Raw genomic sequence first — 18,274 nt, 5'->3', positions numbered from 1 at the left:
ATTGCCTACGCTGACATCGTAAGCCAGGACCAGTTCTTTCAATCCTGCTTGATATCGTAGAACGGTTCCGCGATGCCCGCCGAATCAACGCGCCAGGGCAGCCAGACGAGGGTAACGGGAGCCGTTTCAATGTCGGACTTTAAGGGGCTGACCTGAATTTCTTCGACATCGAGTTGATCGACATCGAGTTTGTTCTCGAGGCTCTCAATTTCCAATTCGAATTCTTCTTCGAGTTCGGCCAGTTGCTGTTGATACTTTTTCACTTTCTCTTCGGCGCGGGCGACATCACTCCGTTGTTGCATAGCGCGGCCAGCACTTTTCATTGAGGTTGAGGCTTTGGAAACATTAGTTTTACTCGCCAGCTTCCGTCCGAAAATTGCACCTAATAACGTGCTTCCAAATGAAATCGCCGAATCCAACGTCGCCCGAGTTGCCTGCGATGATTCCCGTTCAACAGCTGCTTCGGCTGTTTGAATCCGACTTTGGAGCGTCGCCGTTTTAGAACCATATTTCTTACGGAGTTTTTCCAAACGGAGATCCCGTTCCTCTTGTGCCTGATGGCGGAGACTGATCCGGAAGTCCCCTTCCGTCTCGCCCGGTTGGGAGTAGACTTTGAGCTCCGTGGATTTGAACAACGTCATTTCTTCCGACTGGTACAAGGACGTCTTAAGATCCTTCTCCCAACCTTTGTAGCTCTCAATTCTTAGCAGTTCTGCTGGCAGTGGTGAAAAGGTGACTTCCGGTTCGGCTCGTTCCCTGATCTCCACCCCTTCAACTGGTAAAGAAGAGGCGTCTTCCCATATATCGTGAGGAATGTCATTCCGTAGAGCAGCCAGCTTAGACCGATCTTCCCAGGTATCGACTTTGCACGTCGCCTTCTTAAAGTGCAATCGTCCGCGTCCGAGTAATGCCGGTCGATACACAATTCGTTCTCCCGCTTCAGGACGAGTCCGCGTAAGTACATAGGCCACGGGGACATCTTTCGGGATCATCGGAGGCGTTGTGCCATCCGGCGCCGCTTCCTGCTCCGTCAATTGTTCCTGTACAACAGCTGGAGTGGCTTCCTCGGCAGCCGCTTTCGCTTCAATCACCCCCTGTTTCCGAGCGTCCATCAGTGTTGCAATTTGTTGCCGGGTTAACGGGCCGCGAAGGTACGAGAGTGCCCAACGAGTCTGGAAGACAACGGGCCCATCTTCGTGCACGTTGTTCATTAAAAAGACACGGCTACCCAGTCCGGCCAGCATTCGCTCCATCCTCTGTCGATCGAAGCTGGAGCCCACAGAATTCGAAGCTCCCTCAAGCCCTTCCAACACACGCATTTTATCGCGTTCCGTCTGCAGTCGCCCTAGGAACCAGGTCCCCGTATTCGACAGACCTTTGTAATCAAGATCGACCGGGTTCTGTGTCGCAAGCACCACTCCCAACCCATAGGCTCGCGCTTGCTTCAACAAGGTCAGCATCGGTTTCTTTGAGGGAGGATTGGCCGTTGGTGGGAAGTAACCGAAGACTTCGTCCATATACAGCAATGCCCGCAAACTCGACGTGCCCGGTTGCGAACGAACCCAGGCCAGCACTTCATTCAACAGGATCGTCACAAAAAACATGCGTTCTGCATCCGACAGATGCGCTATCGAAATGATAGACAATCGAGGCTTTCCTGCGGACGTATACAGCAGGTTTTTGATATTCAGCGACTCCCCTTCCAGCCAGTTCGCAAACGTCGGCGAGGCGAGCAGATTGTTGAGCGTCATGGCCAAGTCCATGCGGTCGTCCGCAGGAAAGAACGTTTCCAGATCGATGATACCCACTCTCTCGAATGGTGGTGCTTGAATCGCGCCAATCAGACCGGCGATGTCGAGGCTCTTCCCCTGCTTCCAGAGATCCGTCAGGATATTGGCGATCAGAATATGTTCTCGGCTCTGAATGGGATCAGCCTTGATTCCCAACAGCGCAAGCAGGCCCGAGGTGGATGTACTGACTCGCTCCGCAAGTGCTTCGGAATCTTCGCGAATTTCCACTGCCGGGGCGGCAAAACTCCGCAGCACGGTCAACGGCATTCCCGCATTACTACCCGGCGTATAGATCGCCATATCGACCGCATCCCGGAATCTCGCGATCCGTTCAGGTTCCTGTCCCCAGGAAGCCAATCCTTCCCGCCAGGTGTTTGCCGTCTTCTCGGCGTACTGCTCCACCGTCATTCCCTTCCGAGTTGCCTCGGCAGGATCGACCCAAGGTTGAAAGTCGTCTGGGGCCAAATCAGGGAAGGTCAAAAAGAGGTTCCCCAGATCTCCTTTCGGATCGATGGCAATCGCCGGGATCCCATCAATCGCCGCCTCTTCCAGTAAAGAGAGACAGAGCCCTGTTTTTCCGCTCCCTGTCATCCCCACGCAAACAGCATGTGTTGTCAAATCTTTGGAGTCATAAAGCAACAAGTCCTCGGTGAGTGCCCCCTGTTCCAGGTCGTACCCTCTCCCCAGATAAAACGCACTCAGTTTTTCGTAGTCCTGCATGAATCGAACCTGTTGATTTATAGAGAGGGATAAATAGATAGGAATAGAGGAATTACAGAAGCCTGACTGAACAGACTTTCCGCCATTATCCTACCAGAGCAAGGGGATAATACCAGTCGCAGATGCTTGGACGTGAGTGCCCATACGAATCAGGTGGATAATATTATTTGTTCGCTCACATCATCAGTATCAATTGTCAAACCACGGGCATGAGGAGAGGCCATCTATTCTCAAGGAAATGCTGTTCATGCGGCGGAAAGATTGATATGCTTTTTTACCAACACATCATTTCTTTCCATGGTTAAATCAAGCACCTCCGCCATGCCCATCTTGTTCAACTGTCCGCATTGCCAGAAACCTTATCGTATTAAATCGGAGCTGGCAGGCAGGAAATTGAAATGCAGAGAATGCCAGCAGGCGATTCATATTCCAAAACCAATCAAGAACCAGGAACTTGAAGAACTCAACTCTTCACCTGAGCCACCTCGTCGTCTTCCACCTCGGCGTTCACCGGCACCAGTTCTCATCTCAAAATCCTCGTCCAACGATCGTGTCCGCGGTTCCTCAATCCCAAAAGGCAAGAATCATCTCGCCCTCATTGTTTCCTTAATTGTGGGAACATTGGTGATGTCACCATTTATCTGCTGTGGTTTATTCAGTTCACTTTCTGCACCATCCAGAACACCTATTACGGCCCGCACCACTCCAAAATCACCTTCGAAAACGACCCGTAAAACTTCCTCTCGAGTATCAATCGAGAAAGACATCCCTTACTTGAAACGCAGGGCAGAGTTAGAAACGTCCTTGAAGTATGAACAACCGTCGCCACAAGAATACGAAGCCTTCACCACTCCAGTCGGAGTCGAAAAGGTACACTACGAATCAAACGGTCTACAGCTCCAGGCCTGGGTGGACAGACGCGGCGTGAAGACAGAGAAATCCCCAACAATCGTTTATTTTCATGGAGGTTTCGCGATCGGCGAAACCTCCATCACAGAAGCCTGCGCCCCCTTTCGAAACGCCGGCTACGTCGTGATGTGCCCTACGGTCCGTGGAGAAAACGGAAACGCGGGAAACTTCGAATTATTTCTTGGAGAAGTCGACGACGCAGCCGCAGCCTGTCGCTGGATAGCCAAACAGAATTATGTTGATTCGGACCGAATCTATACCTTCGGACACAGCGTCGGTGGTGGCATTTCGGCACTGCTCAGCCTGCAAGAGGATGTACCGGTCGTCTGCACCGGCAGTAGCGGCGGACTTTATCCAGTTTCTACCTTTTATGAGTGGATTAATATTGTTCCGTTTCGAATGAAGAATTACGACGAACTAGAACTTCGTTCGCTAATCGGGAATGTTAAGTGGATGCAAACACCTCATATCGCATATATCGGGACAACAGACTTCGGCTTTCACAGCACGATTAGGAAAGCCAATAACGAGAAGAAAGGCGAGTTTTCTTTAATTGTCGAAAAAGTTCGTGGCGATCACTTCACCTCGTTCACTCCTTCTGCCCAAAAATATATTCACTACATCGAATCACTACCAAAGTCAGAGTAAACTATGATTTCCTGAAGATACCCACCTCTTCCTTGCATAAATAGATTCCCTGACAGCTTCAAAACACCACTCGACTAAATAGACTTTCCGCCATTAACCTACCAGAGCAAGGGGATAATGCCAGGATGGAATGGACTGGACTCACCCCCATGACATGACGCTGATTACTTTTACGGCTACCTCATGACGAAAAAGAGTAACGCTCCGTTGTCTGCGCTTTATCCGCTCGGTATCCTCGTGAAGTGTCTGGCAATGGCTCGCGCTGGCTGGAACTAATGCGGTTAATTTTTCCGCCTGAACCCATTTGGTAAAATGGGTTTGTCCCCCTTGAATTTGCTTTCCTGAATCGACCGCGAAAAAGAAAATTATGGCAACGGCGAACGTACGACCTATTCAGGAATCTGCCCCCTTACAGCACATGATCCAACTGGACGGTTTGCGGGCACTGGCCGTAATCGCTGTTTTTTACGCGCACTTCAAAAACCAGGAAACGGGCGCAGAATACTTTCAGTGGGGCTGGGCTGGAGTGCATCTGTTCTTTGTGCTCAGCGGATTCTTGATTACACGCATCCTGCTGGAATGCCGCGAGAAAGTCGCCCAGAGCCAGACCTCGCTCTGGTTTACCTTCAAGAATTTCTACATCCGAAGATTTCTTCGCATCTTTCCGATCTATTACCTCTTTCTACTGGTCATCTTCATCGGCATGCCGAAAATCCGGGAGGATATCTGGTGGTACCTCACGTACCTGCAAAACATTAAATTTGCCATGGATAACCAATTCGTCGTTGGGCATATCTGGACGCTTGCCGTCGAAGAACAGTTCTATCTCGTCTGGCCGTTTCTCATTCTCTGGTTACCCAAACGAGCACTCTTACCCGCGATGATCTTGGCCGTCGCCATTGGTCCTCTCTCGCGTATCTATTTCACCGCGACGGGCTGGTCGACGTTCAGCACCATGGTTCTGACTCCCTGCAACCTCGACACGTTGGCGATGGGTTCCATTCTCGCCTGGTTGACCACTTATAAAACACCCGATCAAGTCGCCAGCATCTGTCGAAAGATATTGTTTGCCGGAATCCCCTTAGGCATCTACTACCTCTACGCCCAGAACACGGGCGAGACCCGCATTTCCCGCGACGCCCAACCCCTGTCGGAACTGACTTATTTCGTACTGGCCGATCTTGCTGCGGCACTCATTTTCACCTGGGTGATTTACCGGACCTCGATTGGGTTTCGGGGCCCACTGGGAATGCTGCTCAGCTGCAAACCGATGACATACCTCGGCAAAATCAGCTACGGGCTCTACGTCTATCACTACCACGTCCACGCCGCGCTGGAACGAAAACTGTTCCCACGATTAGGAATTGAATTACCCGAATCCGAAATCATCAAACTGCTCGTCTACGGTGGTGCCGCTACGATCGTCGCTTCACTTTCATGGCACTTCTTCGAGAAACCGCTCAACAACATGAAGCGACATTTCCCGTATGTGCCCCGCAGAGAAGAATAGCAAGAATTGCTCGGCGAAGTCTCAAGATCACTTCGCGAATTCAGCTTAAACGCCAGCGGGAAGTCTGCACATTTTTCTGCTGAATTCTGCTACCACTTAGTGGCTCTCTGAACAGAAGAATGGTATGGTTATTTTTAACCACTTCTTCCTTTCTTCTCAGCAAGAAACGATCACTTCCAACCGTAGCAGCTACAGCCAGCGGTCTTCTACATCGTCATGAACGATTTCGCTCGTCAGCCGGTTCTGTCAGTTGCTTCCAATTCTGGGCCAACACCGATGTCCGTCACCGCCAAATGTGGTTCCTGCCAGAAAACGTACAAAGTCAAAGACGAACTGGCTGGGAAAAAATTCAAGTGCAAACAATGTGGTGAACTCGTTCGCATTCCCACCTCGAATACGTCATCCAGTCGCAGCCGAAAATCGATTCCCAAAGAAGATTTCGGCTTTGATGAAGAACCCGTTCCTCGTCGTACTCAAAAACGGTCTCGCCAACAGACTGCGGAAGCAGAAGATGACTTCGGTTTTGAAGCGGCTCCACTGCCGCCCAAACGCCGATCCCGGAAACCGCCCAAAAGAAATCTCGATCGCACACCTGAACGTACAAGAAATACAGAGCCACTCAACTATTGGATGCTAAAAGGGAAAGTAGCCAGTGAAAAAGAAGAAGATACCGAGGACTGGAAACTTTTGATGTTCGCCATTGGCGGAGTCATCATGACTTTAGCGATTCCATTTGTCACTTGGTATTCAGTTTCCCACGTCTACACAGCGTCTACCAGTACCAGTTGGCCAACAGTAGAGGCCACCGTCATTGTCAGCGGGGTGGCGGAAAATCTGAGAGGCCGTCGCTGGTCAAGAAGATGGGAATACACCCCCGTCGTGAAATACACTTATTTCGTTGAAGCGAAAAAGTACGAGAACGACGAAATCGCATTCCATTCCCTTTCTTCCCGTGATCCCCTGGATGCCGAATCAATTAGCGAACATTACTCCGAAGGATCAAAACATTCGGTCTATTATTCCCCTGGAGATCCGGAAGAAAGCGTTCTCCAGCCTGGTGCGTCCGGCTGGGATTTTGCTGCATTACTCTTTCCCTTAATTTGCCTGTTGGGACCAAATTTCGCGTATAATCAGGGACTCGCATTTTACTACAGAATCAACGCTGATCTTAAGGCTCAATTTGGTTAAATCTCTGTTTGAAGATCCCCTGAATGAGTCAACGACGTTCTTACAGCTGATTCAGAAATGCGATCAGATCTCGCAGCTCACGGTCGGTTAAGTTCTGAGCGATTCCCTGCGGCATGAAGGAGACGTCGAGATCTTTGATCATCTCCACTTCGTCCCGATCAAAAACTCGTTTCTCGCCATTCCGGTCACGGATCGCCTCCTTTGTATAGGCTTGCAAGCGAATCCCCGTGAAGGTGCGACCATCCTCCAATAGAAGAAGCGTCGGTCGATATTCGGGCGACATATCCCGGCTCGGTTGCAGGATCGACTCGAGTAACCAACCCTTTTTCTGACCATCATGAACCGTACTTAAATCCGGTCCCACCGTGTTCCCCTTTCCTTTATGGCGATGGCAGGAACCACATGTCGCCAGTTGGGGATGATGGAACAAGCGTCGCCCCGCCGCAATATCCGGATCGCCAGGTACATTGTCCAATCGCTCGGACCAAACTTCAATTTGACTGTCAGCAGGACGATCCTTTAGAACCTGCAGTGGATTCAAAACCATCGCGACCAAATCAGCTGATTCCGGAAAAGACGCGGCCGCTTTCTTAAGAGCCACGCGTTCGGTGTCCTCCACCGGAGCACCTCGCAAACCGCGTAATGCTTCTTCTCGAACAGACTGGTCCGCATTCATCATTAAGGTGAAAAATAACTGCCGATGTTTCGTCACGAGAGGAGAAATCGCCACGATTGCTGCTGCCCGTAAACCAGGTTTCGCTTTGTCATCCTGAATCAGAGCCAACAGAATCTCTTCGCCCTGTTGTAGATTGGAACCGAGTGCACTGATGACTTCCAACGAAAGCTCATCGTCGTCCACTTCCAACAAATTCTGAAGCACCGATAAATTCAACTTCTGTGGTTGCTTCGCAGTCTCGCCCTCTTGCACCGCTGGGGTCGTTTGTTCCAGGGTAGCCGGCAATAAACGGAGTGCGAATGCACGCAACTCAGGCGAGGCCGCATTGTCATTGACGCGTTCTAACAAAAGTTCTTCATTCCGAAGTCCAATCTCTGGTTGACCCTGCAGCGTATTAATCGTCGCAATCGCGGCTTCGAAGACTTCAAAGCGGAGTCCTGATTGACGGTACAACTTTTCAACGGCGGGAAGGTCTTCTTTTAACTCGACATCGGCAATCCACCGTAACAGCTCAAACTGAACCTCGGGGTCAGTCTGTTCGAGATAATGCGGAACCCACTCAGCCCGATTGACAGTCGAGTCATCCCGTAACGACGCCATCCGCAGAGCTACGAGTACGGCCAACTGAGTTTGATGATCAGCCGATTCAACATCGTTCCACTTCAATTCAGTGACTCGTTTCGACAGTCCTACATAAGCCGCTTGCGCAAGATAAGGATCAGGATCGGTGGTGGTTTTCACCAAGGTCGCTACCGAGAACTCTTCGTTTGCTGTTCGTAACCTTTCCGCTTGTTTCGCCGCTTCGGTTTCGGGTTCAAGTTTCAGAGAACCTAACCAATCCGCTTCCTCCAGATTAATTTCCAATTTCCAGATGCGTCCGTAACCATGGACGTTGTAACGCCCATCAACCCAGTCCGTGACATACCAGGAACGCCAGTTCGAACGCGATTCGGCCTTGTTCACAGCGATGCAGGCGGGCCTGAAGTATCGACTACCTTTCACCAGTTGAATTGGCGATGTCTTATATCCGGCCCCCTGTGCCTGAAGTGGATAAAAGGCGATATGATGTTCACCCCAGGACGGCGCCAACAAACCGCGACCGAACGCCGCAATTCCACAAGGGGCTTCGCCAACAGGATGCACCATCGGGAGCGTCCCTCTTAATTCCCCGTTCCAACAGACGAAGGGATGATGCGATTCCGCGCCGTATTGACGTTGGTACCCATAGTCGCCCCCTTCTTCAATTTGCAACAAGCGGCAGGGTGGAAGTTCACCTGGGTCATTATCGACCGCAAATATTTCTCCGTTTTCGCGGACACACAATCCAAACGGATTCCACATTCCGCGTGCCACTCGTTTCAACCCGGAACCATCAGGTTGAAGGCGAAAGACACCTCCCTCACTGCTCCCTTTTATTCGAGTCCCATCAGTACCAGTCATTGACCATGCTTCGGAAAAGTTTTCCCCAAGACAGAACATCAGCTCGCCATTAAGATCCCACGCCAACCCGGCCATGCCGTTGTGTGGATAAACAGCTTTGGTCTCCAATGTCACCAAATCCTCAGATTCATCCGCGACGCCGTCCTGATCAGTATCCCGAATACGCAGCAATCGGCTCCGTTCAATCAGATAAACCCAATTGTCTTTCCCCAACTCCAAATCCATCGTGTGATGCGTCTGATTGTAGAAGACCGACCGGGTGCCCTCTGGTGAGAGGACTAAAATCTCATCGAACTTCGGGCCTTTATACTCCACCGGAGGAAAATGAGTATGGCTGGCCACCACCCAGATGTTCCCTGCCTCATCGACATCAATCCCCGTCGGTGTGGCCACCTCGGGATGTTCGGCGGCAACGGTCAGCTTAACGCCCGATTGCAAAACCTCGATCTCAGGTAGACGCTCTTCAGCAGTTAATGTGTTACTCCATGCGAAAGACGATAAAAAGAATCCGCCGACCAACGTGAATTTACTGTAGGTAAAAAACTGACTGAACATGCCCGACCTCTTCCGCTGGATGATGAATTGACAACCTCCTCAGTCTAAACTGGAGATCAACCCTGGAGCAATCGCTCCACGTTCGCGACCATTCGAAATGAATGGGGTATCTCATTTCACATTTGAGTATAATTGACTTCATGATGCCTCCGGACAATTCTCCTCACATCCGTTTCGCAAAACCAGAAGATGGTCAAGCCATTGCCCATCTGTTCTACGATACGGTCCACGAAGTGAACTGCCGTGACTACAACATCGAACAAGTCGATGCCTGGGCTCCCCACCGCGAAGACACAGCAAAGTGGATAGCACGGCAGAAGCAGTTCACAACCTTCGTCGTTGAACGCGAAGGGCAGATCGCGGGTTTCGCCGAATTAGATCTCCTGGCGAACCCGGGTAGGATTGATTGCTTTTATGTACACAAGGATTTTCAGCGAACGGGCTCAGGTAGTTTGTTAATGAGTCAGCTGAAAACAACTGCAGTTGATTCGGGAATTCGTACATTGACAGCCGAAGTTAGTATCACGGCCCTCCCCTTTTTCCAGCGGCATCAATTCGAAATCATTCAGAAACAAGAAGTAACACGCCAAAACGTTCTGTTTATCAATTATCTCATGAAATGTCCGCTAAAATGAATCTTCGATGAAACAGACATATGACCACAAATACTGTCTCCAAAAGCTCTTTTCCCGATAATTGTCCGAAAGTTTGACGCTTGTTTTCATCCAAGGCTATAATTGTAACGTTCACTTGAAGAGGAACCTTTCCCGTAGACATGGAACTGATGAGTACCTCAGCAGGATCAGGTATAAATGAAGAATTGTTGGCCCCTTAACGCGTTCTGGCTCGTTTGTTGCCTCTTTGGTTTCAGCTATTTTGCGTTATCATCAGCGATGGCTCAGGATTTACTGGAAGTTCCAGAGGACAGAGAAGCTGCGCAGCAGAAGGACGAAAAGCAAAACCCAGCGGAGAACAACAAAAAACAAATTCCGTTGGGACGAACCATCACCGTCCACAGTCCTTTGAACGATGCTGTATTTGGACGTGTAAAGAATACAGCACTCGATCTTCAGCGTCAGGCCGTTCTAGAGGATCGCAAAGCATTTCTGATTCTGGAAATCACTCCCGGTAACAGCCCTTCTCATGAAGTTCAGGGTCTGGCAAAGTTCCTTGCCTCTGCCCCCATTGGTGATGTCACCACGGTCGCCTGGATCCCGGAAACGGTCACCGGCAACAACGCGGCTCTGGCTCTCGTCTGCGAAGAGATCATCATGCATCCCGATGCCGAACTGGGCGACTTGGGTCGTGGTGCCGCTTTGGATCAGCTGGAACAACAGAGCCTGCTCAGTCTAATTCAGAAACGACTCAATCCACGTGTTAACGGGGCGCTCCTGAAAGGATTTATGGATCCTCAGGTCGCAGTATTCAAAGTCAGTATTGAGCAGGCCAATAAAGGTGTTGAAACACGAGTCGTCACGCGCGAAGAGCTGCGACGTCTCCAGGAATCGGGAGTGACGATATCGGATATCGAAACCATCAAAGAAGTGGGACTTCCCGGAACCTTAACAGGAATCCGTGCCCGCGCCCTGGACGTACTTGTAAGCCAAACAGCGCGGCAACGGTCCGACCTCGTTTCGATCTACAATCTGGCACCTGAAGCACTGCGAGAAAATCTGTCGATGGGAGGGGAACTGGAAATCGCCTACCTCAAGCTCAACGATGTTATTGAACCTGTCATCGGTAACTTCCTGATACGACAGATCGACCGGAGTGTGCGCGAAGGGGCGAATATCATCATTTTGGAGATCGACTCCCCTGGTGGCTACTTGAAAACCAGTATCGATCTGGCGGATAAACTATCCAGCCTCGATTCAGATAAAGTGCTGACGGTGGCCTACATTCCCAAACAAGCCATTAGTGGTGCTGCGATTGTTGCATTGGGATGTGATGAAATTTATATGGAACCCACCGCCCAGATCGGCGACGCCGGACCGATCGAAATTCGGGAAGGCCAGGCGTTTGAACGGGCTCCGGAAAAAATTATCGGACCCATTCGCGCCAAGCTGAAAGGACTTGCCCAACTGAAAGGTCGCCCCGCCGCAGTTGCTGAAGCGATGACTGACCGCAAACTCCCCGTTTTTGAAGTCCGAAATCGGGAGACAGGCCAATTATGGTATATGACCCAGCAGGAAATCGACTCGGAAGGGGGAAAATGGATCCAGGGGATCCAAATCCCCGAATCTGGAAAAGATGACAACGAAAAATTACTGACGGTGGAAGCATCAAGAGCTCACGAACTGAAATTAACTGAACCCCCAGTAGCCAACATCGAAGAACTCAAAGAACGCCTCGGAATCAGTGCCGATGCACATATTCTCCCACTGGAAATGACTTGGCTGGACACGCTGCTGTTCATCCTGAATTCACCCACCGCCCACTTTTTATTGATCGTGGCAGGGTTGGTTCTCATTTACGTCGAGGCTCATTTCGTCAGCGGATTTTTCGGTACGCTGTCCGCTTTCTGCTTTCTACTCTTCTTCTGGAGCCGTTTTCTAGGCGGCACGGCAGGTTGGCTGGAAGTGATTCTGTTCTTATTTGCCATTGTCCTTCTACTAATGGAAGTCTTTGTACTGCCAGGGTTTGGCGTGTTCGGCATTACCGGAATCGTACTGATGTTCGCTTCGCTTATTATGGCCAGTATGACCATCAGCGAAGTCGCATGGGGTGATGCAGACAGCAATCTGACCCGCGTTTCGGATTCATTCATGCTGATCGCGAGCGCACTGACGACAGTTATTGTGCTGGCTGTCGTCTTCAATTTGATGCTCCCCCGCATTCCGTTCATCAAAGAATTGATCAAACCTCCGAGTTTCGAAGGTGCCCCCGGTCACGCCGAAGACGAACCTCATTTACGGCCCGACCTGGTCCCTGACCATTTAAACAGTGGGAATTTCGTTGGACGAACCGCCACAACGTTCACGGCCCTTCGACCGGCAGGAAAGATTAAATTGGACGGAGAAGTCCTTAATGTTGTCAGTAATGGTTCCTACATCCCTCCTGGCGCGGAAGTCGAGATCATCGAACGGAGTGGAAACCACATTGTGGTTCGTGAAATCACGTAAAATAGGCAATTCAACCTTGTCGTGCCTCCAGTTAGCCTGAAAAGTCAGGGTGCGATTCAGCCTAATTCTCGATTTAGGGTCATTCTGGCGCGTGACGTCTGCGTTCAGACTGTTTATGATCCACCCATTCAAAACAGGAAAAGAATCGGGGCGACAGTTTTCCGCTCTAGTAAGTTGTCCAAGAACAACTCAAGCAATCACTCAGAGCTCCGTTTCATGCGGGTTCCGTTCTTTCAAGGGTTCAATAACCCTCAGAAACAGGAACTTCTCCACTGCGAACTTTCGCTGGAGACCATATTCTGAAGACCAAGCCCCCGCTTCCTGTTGCTCACAACTGTTGCTATCAAGGGCGACAGACGCATTCTGTCACCGTTTATTTGCCGTAAACGTCGTATTGTTAAAGTGTTAAGGTAGAAACAATCTATGTCGATTACCCAGGAAGAAAAACAAAACAAAATCGCAGAATTCCGGACTTCGGATGCCGATTGTGGTTCTTCAGAAGTTCAAATTGCCCTCCTGACTCATCGTATCAACACGCTGACCGACCACCTGAAGCAGAACAAAAAAGACCACTCCAGCCGTCGCGGTCTTCTGGCTATGGTCAGCCGCCGTCGTAGTCTATTGGACTACCTCAAGAAGACGAACTACGAAACATATCTTTCGATGCTGGAACGCCTTTCGATTCGTAAGTAACGCTGCCAGGCAGGTGGGAATTATTGGAATTCTCTCCTCCTGACTAAGAACGGCAGCGGCTCTCGCATCAAAATTCAATATCGATTACCGATATCCCTAAGAGCAGCCCTGTCACACAGGTAGCTGCTCTTTTGCATAACGACTGGTATGCGGGTAGCTACACGCCTTATCTAAACTGATTTCACCCCGCTTCCCGATTCATCGTCCGTCTCCGGACTTGCATGCTCCTGACCCCGAACGGGTTTTGAAATCGCCTCGCCAGTCACGATCAATAACGTGTTATCAAAATAGCGAGAATTGTAATCTCGACACCAATTCATGTCGGCCATTAGTAGTAGTAGGAATTTGCCGTGAAAGTAACAGTAGAACGAGAATTAGCTGGTAGAACTCTATCCATCACCTCAGGTGAGCTTGCCAAACAGTCCAGCGGAGCTGTGCTTGTACAATATGGAGAGACAGTTCTGTTCGTCGCCGTGCAAACAGGCCCCAGCCGAGAAGGTACTGACTTCTTCCCCCTGACTGTCGATTACCGCGAACGCCTTGCTGCCGCAGGTAAATTTGCCGGTGGTTTCCTGAAACGCGAAGGTCGTCCGACCACTCGCGAAATTCTGACCTGCCGCCTGACTGACCGTCCTATTCGTCCGCTTTTCCCCGATGGTTTTCGCGACGAAGTTCAAGTTTGTGCCAACGTCCTTGCCTGCGACGGTGAAAACGAGCCCGATGTACTCACCACCATTGGTGCCAGTGCTGGTCTGATGCTCGCCCCTCTTCCCTTCCAGGGCCCAATCGCTTCTGTTCGCGTCGGACGCCTTGACGGGGAACTGAAACTCTTCCCCACACATCAGGAAATCCTCGAGAGCGACCTCGACCTGATCGTTGCCGGCTCTAAAGAATCTGTCCTGATGATCGAAGGCTTCGGAGCTCAAATTCCTGAAGACGAAATGGCTGACGCCATTATGTACGCTCACAAAGCGATCGTCGAAATCTGTGAAATGCAGGACGAGTTCGTCAAAAAGATGGGTGCTGAAAAAACGGTTTACGAAGGCCCCGGCGAAAACCCGTTTACCGACGTCATCAAAAAAGAAGGCTACGACAAACTCAAAAAAGCCAAACAGAACACCAGCAAACAACTTCGTCACGAACAAGGTGCTGCTGTCCGTGAAGAGCTGATTCAGAAATACTTTCCTGAAGGAACCGACGTCGCCTCTAATGGTGGCACGATCCCTCAGCTGAAAGAGGCTTTCTATAAATGCGAAAAACAGGTCGTTCGTGACCTGATCCTCGAAGGCAAACGCCTCGATGGCCGTGCTCCTGATGACCTCCGAGGAGTCACCTGCTCGGTTGGTATGCTGCCCCAAGTTCACGGTTCTGCTGTCTTCACCCGTGGTGAAACCCAGTCAATGGCGACCATCACTTTGGGAACCTCCCGCGATCAGCAACGAACAGACAGCCTGTTCGGCGAAAGCTCTGCCCGGTTCATGCTGCACTACTACTTCCCCTCGTTCTCCGTTGGGGAAGTTCGCCCGATCCGAGGACCAGGACGCCGTGAAATTGGTCACGGTTGTCTGGCAGAACGTTCGGTTGAACCCGTTCTGCCCCCCGCAGATAAGTTCCCGTACACGATCCGCGTGATCTCCGACATTCTGGAATCAAACGGTTCCAGCTCTATGGCTTCCGTCTGTAGCGCCACCCTCGGCCTGATGGACGCCGGAGTGCGAATCACTCAGCCGGTTGCTGGCATTTCTATCGGTATCGTCAAAGAGACGAACGAGAAATACACGCTGCTGACCGACATTATGGGCGACGAAGACCACTTCGGCGACATGGACTTCAAAGTTGCCGGTACCCAGAAAGGGATCACCGGTATCCAGCTCGACCTGAAAATCGACGGTATCAACGAAAAGATTATTCGTGAGACCCTTGTTCAGGCCCGCAAAGCTCGTATCGAGTTGTTGAAAACCATGCTGTCCGAAATCCGTCGTCCCCGTGGCGAAATCTCGGATCACGCTCCTCGCCTTGAGCAGATCAAAATCAATCCTGAGAAAATCGGTCTCCTGATCGGACCTGGCGGTAAAACGATTCGTGCCATCCAGGAAGAAACTGGTGCCAACCTCGACGTCGAAGAATCTGGCCTTGTCACTGTCTCTTCCAGCAGCCGAGCAGCCGTCGATGACGCCATCGCTCGTATCGAAGCGATGACCGAAGAAATCAAAGTCGGCAAAGTCTACAAAGGCCGTGTCAGTTCTGTGAAAGACTTCGGTGCTTTCGTGGAAATCGCTCCCGGCAAAGATGGACTCTGCCACATCAGTGAACTTTCTGATGGCTTCGTCAAATCTGTCTCCGATGTCTGCAAAGAAGGCGATCACCTCGAAGTGAAGGTTATTGCTGTCGACGACCAGAACCGGATCAAGCTTTCCCGTAAAGCTCTGTTGGTAGAAGCCAACGGTGGCTCCGATTCCGAAGCTGAAGAAGAATAGTAAATAGGGAATAACAGTGATCTCCCCATAATGCGGAGCCCCAGTGTTATCACCTGATATAAACACAAATGATTTCCGGCTTGCTTTTTCGTTTTGATCAGGCAAGCCGGAATTGTTTATATTAACGTCACGGATGATGACCTTCCCGGGCAGGCAAAATTCCATCAAGGATCGAAACGAACTTCCATCCAGCTCTCCGGTTTTGATGATGATACTCTCGTAATCAGATCGTTGTCTCATGTCGCACAAGCCAGTTGATCTCGAACAAGCTACCTCTTCCGAACTGATCGATCAGTATACGGAGTTGGCCTCTCTTGCTGGTGGATTAGCCCACGAGATTCGCAATCCACTCTCGTCGATCTCGATGAACGCATCGCTGCTGGAAGAGGAACTCCACCAGTCCGAAGACCCACGCGATCGTCGGATGTGCAAGCGGCTGGAAACAGTTAGACAAGAATGCCATCATCTGGAAGAGATTCTGAATGCCTTCCTCCAGTTTGTCCGACTGGGTGAACTCAATCCGCAGCCAACGGACATTACTGATGCCATCGAAAAATTCATCGAGTTCTATCGACCCCGCGCTGAACAACAACAGATTGACATCAGCCCGCATCTCAGCCCGAACCTTCCGCTGGTGAATCTTGACCGTTCCCTCTTCCGGCAAGTCCTGTTAAACTTGGCAATCAATGCCGAACAGGCGATGCCCGATGGCGGTTTGCTGGAATTACAGACCTACAATCGGAATGACAAAGTCGTACTGGAATTCATTGATACAGGTGTCGGGATGAACGAAGAAGTGCAGGAAAAAATGTTTCAAGCCTTCTTCTCCTGCAAAGCGGAAGGAAGTGGCCTCGGGCTGCCCACCGTTCGCAAAGTAGTGCTGGCACATGGTGGTACAATCCAGTGCGAAAGCGAGCCAGGCAAAGGGACTCGCTTTATTATCACCCTCCCCGCTCTTGGGGATTGAGCCCACACCTTTCACCCGTTCCCACCACCAACCCTTCATTTCAGTTCCGTCAGCCAGTTTGTCATCAGCTCTGTTAAACAGGGCTCTATTAATCCATTTTCCAGTTCATCTGCATCGAATTCATAACCGTCTATTATCGGGAGGAACAGGGTGAGCCGCGAATCCATCAGTAGTTCGAACATCCCGATTCGGGTACTGATTGTGGACGATGACGAAGCGCACGCTCAGGCAGTCGCGGAAAGCCTCCGACGCGTCGGTTCCGATTGCGTTGTCGCTACCACAGGCAGTCGAGGCTCCAGCCTGATCGAAAGTGACAACTTCGATGTCGTCATCACCGACATGATGATGGACGAAATCGGTGGCCTCGACATTCTCCGTAAAGCCAAAGAAGAGCTTCCGGAAGCAGAAGTTATCGTCGTCACCGGCCATGGTGATATCCGTTCGGCTGTCGCTGCGATCCAGCAAGGTGCTTACACCTACCTCACCAAACCGCTCGACATTAACGAGCTTCGCTCTTCCGTTGAAAAGGCGGCTACACGCCTGAAACTGATTCGCCGCAACCAGGAGTTGATCGAATCACTCGATGAAAAGTTTGGCTTTGAGGGTGTCATCGGCAGCAGCCCCCAGATGCAGAAACTCATCGAGATCTTAAAGCATGTCGCCCCCACCGACAGTACCGTTTTGATCGAAGGAGACAGCGGTACGGGCAAGGAACTCGTCGCCCGCGCGATTCACCAGAACAGTCTACGCAAAAACAAACCTTTCGTCCCGCTCAACATTACTGCCCTTCCCGACAGCATTCTGGAAAGCGAACTCTTCGGTCACGAACAAGGCGCATTCACGGGAGCCATGGGAAGACGAATCGGCAAATTTGAATACGCCAACGGCGGCACCTTGTTCCTGGACGAAGTCGGTGAGATGCCACTCGACACACAGGTCAAATTGTTACGTGTCCTGGAAGAGCGTAAAATCACGCGACTGGGTGCCAACGAAGAGATGGACGTCAACGTTCGCCTCGTGGCCGCGACTAATGCCAATTTGAAAGAGTTGGTAGCCGCGAAGAAGTTTCGCGAAGATCTTTACTATCGTCTGAGCGTCGTGATGATTAATCTCCCCCCCCTTCGGGATCGCCGGGTGGATGTACCGCTGCTGCTGGAACATTTTCAGAAAGAGCTTTCGGCAAAGAGCGGTAAAGAAGTCCAGGGATTTTCCAAAGCAGCTCGCCAGGCGCTGACCCTTTACGACTGGCCGGGGAATATTCGCCAGTTGCGAAACAGCGTCGAACGCATGATCATTCTTGATACGGACGGTTTGCTCGATATCGACGACTTGCCTCTCGATATCGCGGAACTGGTCGACTACAGTTCTACGGGGGAAAAATCAGAAGGCTTCCTGTCTGGCGCAGACTCTTTGGTTGGACGTACGTTAGCCGACGTAGAGAAGTACTACATCCAGAAAGCCCTCGAGTTAAGCGGAGGCAAACGAGAAGAAGCAGCCAGCATGCTTGGCATTGGCGAGAGAACTCTCTATCGTAAAATTCGGGAGTATGACCTGAAAAAGAATTAAACCGCTCCCCTCT

11 protein-coding genes are annotated in these 18,274 nt (G+C 50.9%); 9 read left to right on the top strand and 2 right to left on the bottom strand.

Features of this window, described 5'->3' with window-relative positions:
• Positions 1 to 38: 38 nt before the first annotated feature.
• Positions 39 to 2,510 (bottom strand): ATP-binding protein, encoded by a 2,472-nt coding sequence (locus tag Pla110_RS05790; protein ID WP_144994136.1) that lies wholly within the window; start codon positions 2,508 to 2,510, stop codon positions 39 to 41.
• A gap of 321 nt (positions 2,511 to 2,831) precedes the next feature.
• On the opposite strand from Pla110_RS05790, the gene Pla110_RS05785 reads away from it, so the two are divergent.
• The 3 genes from Pla110_RS05785 (at position 2,832) to Pla110_RS05775 (ending at position 6,765) form a co-directional block, all read left to right on the top strand.
• Positions 2,832 to 4,067, top strand: coding sequence for a CocE/NonD family hydrolase (locus tag Pla110_RS05785; RefSeq protein WP_197440534.1), 1,236 nt, complete (start codon positions 2,832 to 2,834; stop codon positions 4,065 to 4,067).
• 367 nt (positions 4,068 to 4,434) lie between these two features.
• Positions 4,435 to 5,577, top strand: coding sequence for an acyltransferase family protein (locus tag Pla110_RS05780; protein ID WP_144994132.1), 1,143 nt, complete (start codon positions 4,435 to 4,437; stop codon positions 5,575 to 5,577).
• Between the two features lie 276 nt (positions 5,578 to 5,853).
• Positions 5,854 to 6,765, top strand: a complete 912-nt coding sequence (locus Pla110_RS05775; protein WP_197440533.1) for a DUF3592 domain-containing protein — start codon at positions 5,854 to 5,856, stop codon at positions 6,763 to 6,765.
• 40 nt (positions 6,766 to 6,805) lie between these two features.
• On the opposite strand, the gene Pla110_RS05770 is transcribed toward Pla110_RS05775, so the two are convergent.
• Complete coding sequence (locus tag Pla110_RS05770) at positions 6,806 to 9,436, bottom strand: PVC-type heme-binding CxxCH protein (RefSeq protein ID WP_144994128.1); 2,631 nt, start codon at positions 9,434 to 9,436, stop codon at positions 6,806 to 6,808.
• A gap of 140 nt (positions 9,437 to 9,576) precedes the next feature.
• Between Pla110_RS05770 and Pla110_RS05765 the strand changes: the two genes are divergently transcribed.
• The 6 genes from Pla110_RS05765 (at position 9,577) to Pla110_RS05740 (ending at position 18,261) form a co-directional block, all read left to right on the top strand.
• Positions 9,577 to 10,071, top strand: coding sequence for a GNAT family N-acetyltransferase (locus Pla110_RS05765; protein WP_197440532.1), 495 nt, complete (start codon positions 9,577 to 9,579; stop codon positions 10,069 to 10,071).
• A gap of 177 nt (positions 10,072 to 10,248) precedes the next feature.
• Positions 10,249 to 12,558, top strand: coding sequence for an NfeD family protein (locus tag Pla110_RS05760; protein ID WP_144994126.1), 2,310 nt, complete (start codon positions 10,249 to 10,251; stop codon positions 12,556 to 12,558).
• A gap of 423 nt (positions 12,559 to 12,981) precedes the next feature.
• Complete coding sequence (rpsO, locus tag Pla110_RS05755; protein WP_144994124.1) at positions 12,982 to 13,251, top strand: 30S ribosomal protein S15; 270 nt, start codon at positions 12,982 to 12,984, stop codon at positions 13,249 to 13,251.
• Between the two features lie 350 nt (positions 13,252 to 13,601).
• Positions 13,602 to 15,728: a polyribonucleotide nucleotidyltransferase gene (gene pnp / locus Pla110_RS05750; protein WP_144994122.1), complete on the top strand. Its 2,127-nt coding sequence runs from the start codon at positions 13,602 to 13,604 to the stop codon at positions 15,726 to 15,728.
• Between the two features lie 238 nt (positions 15,729 to 15,966).
• The gene (locus Pla110_RS05745) at positions 15,967 to 16,695 is read left to right on the top strand and encodes a sensor histidine kinase (protein WP_144994119.1); all 729 of its coding nucleotides are present in this window, start codon (positions 15,967 to 15,969) and stop codon (positions 16,693 to 16,695) included.
• A 150-nt stretch (positions 16,696 to 16,845) separates the two neighbouring features.
• Complete coding sequence (locus Pla110_RS05740; protein WP_197440531.1) at positions 16,846 to 18,261, top strand: sigma-54-dependent transcriptional regulator; 1,416 nt, start codon at positions 16,846 to 16,848, stop codon at positions 18,259 to 18,261.
• Positions 18,262 to 18,274: the final 13 nt, after the last annotated feature.

The sequence above is a fragment of the Polystyrenella longa genome (assembly GCF_007750395.1).
In the GTDB taxonomy this organism is placed as follows: Bacteria; Planctomycetota; Planctomycetia; order Planctomycetales; family Planctomycetaceae; genus Polystyrenella; species Polystyrenella longa.
The sequence above is the reverse complement of the archived record's forward strand: the minus strand, read 5'-3'. Positions and strand labels throughout refer to the sequence as shown.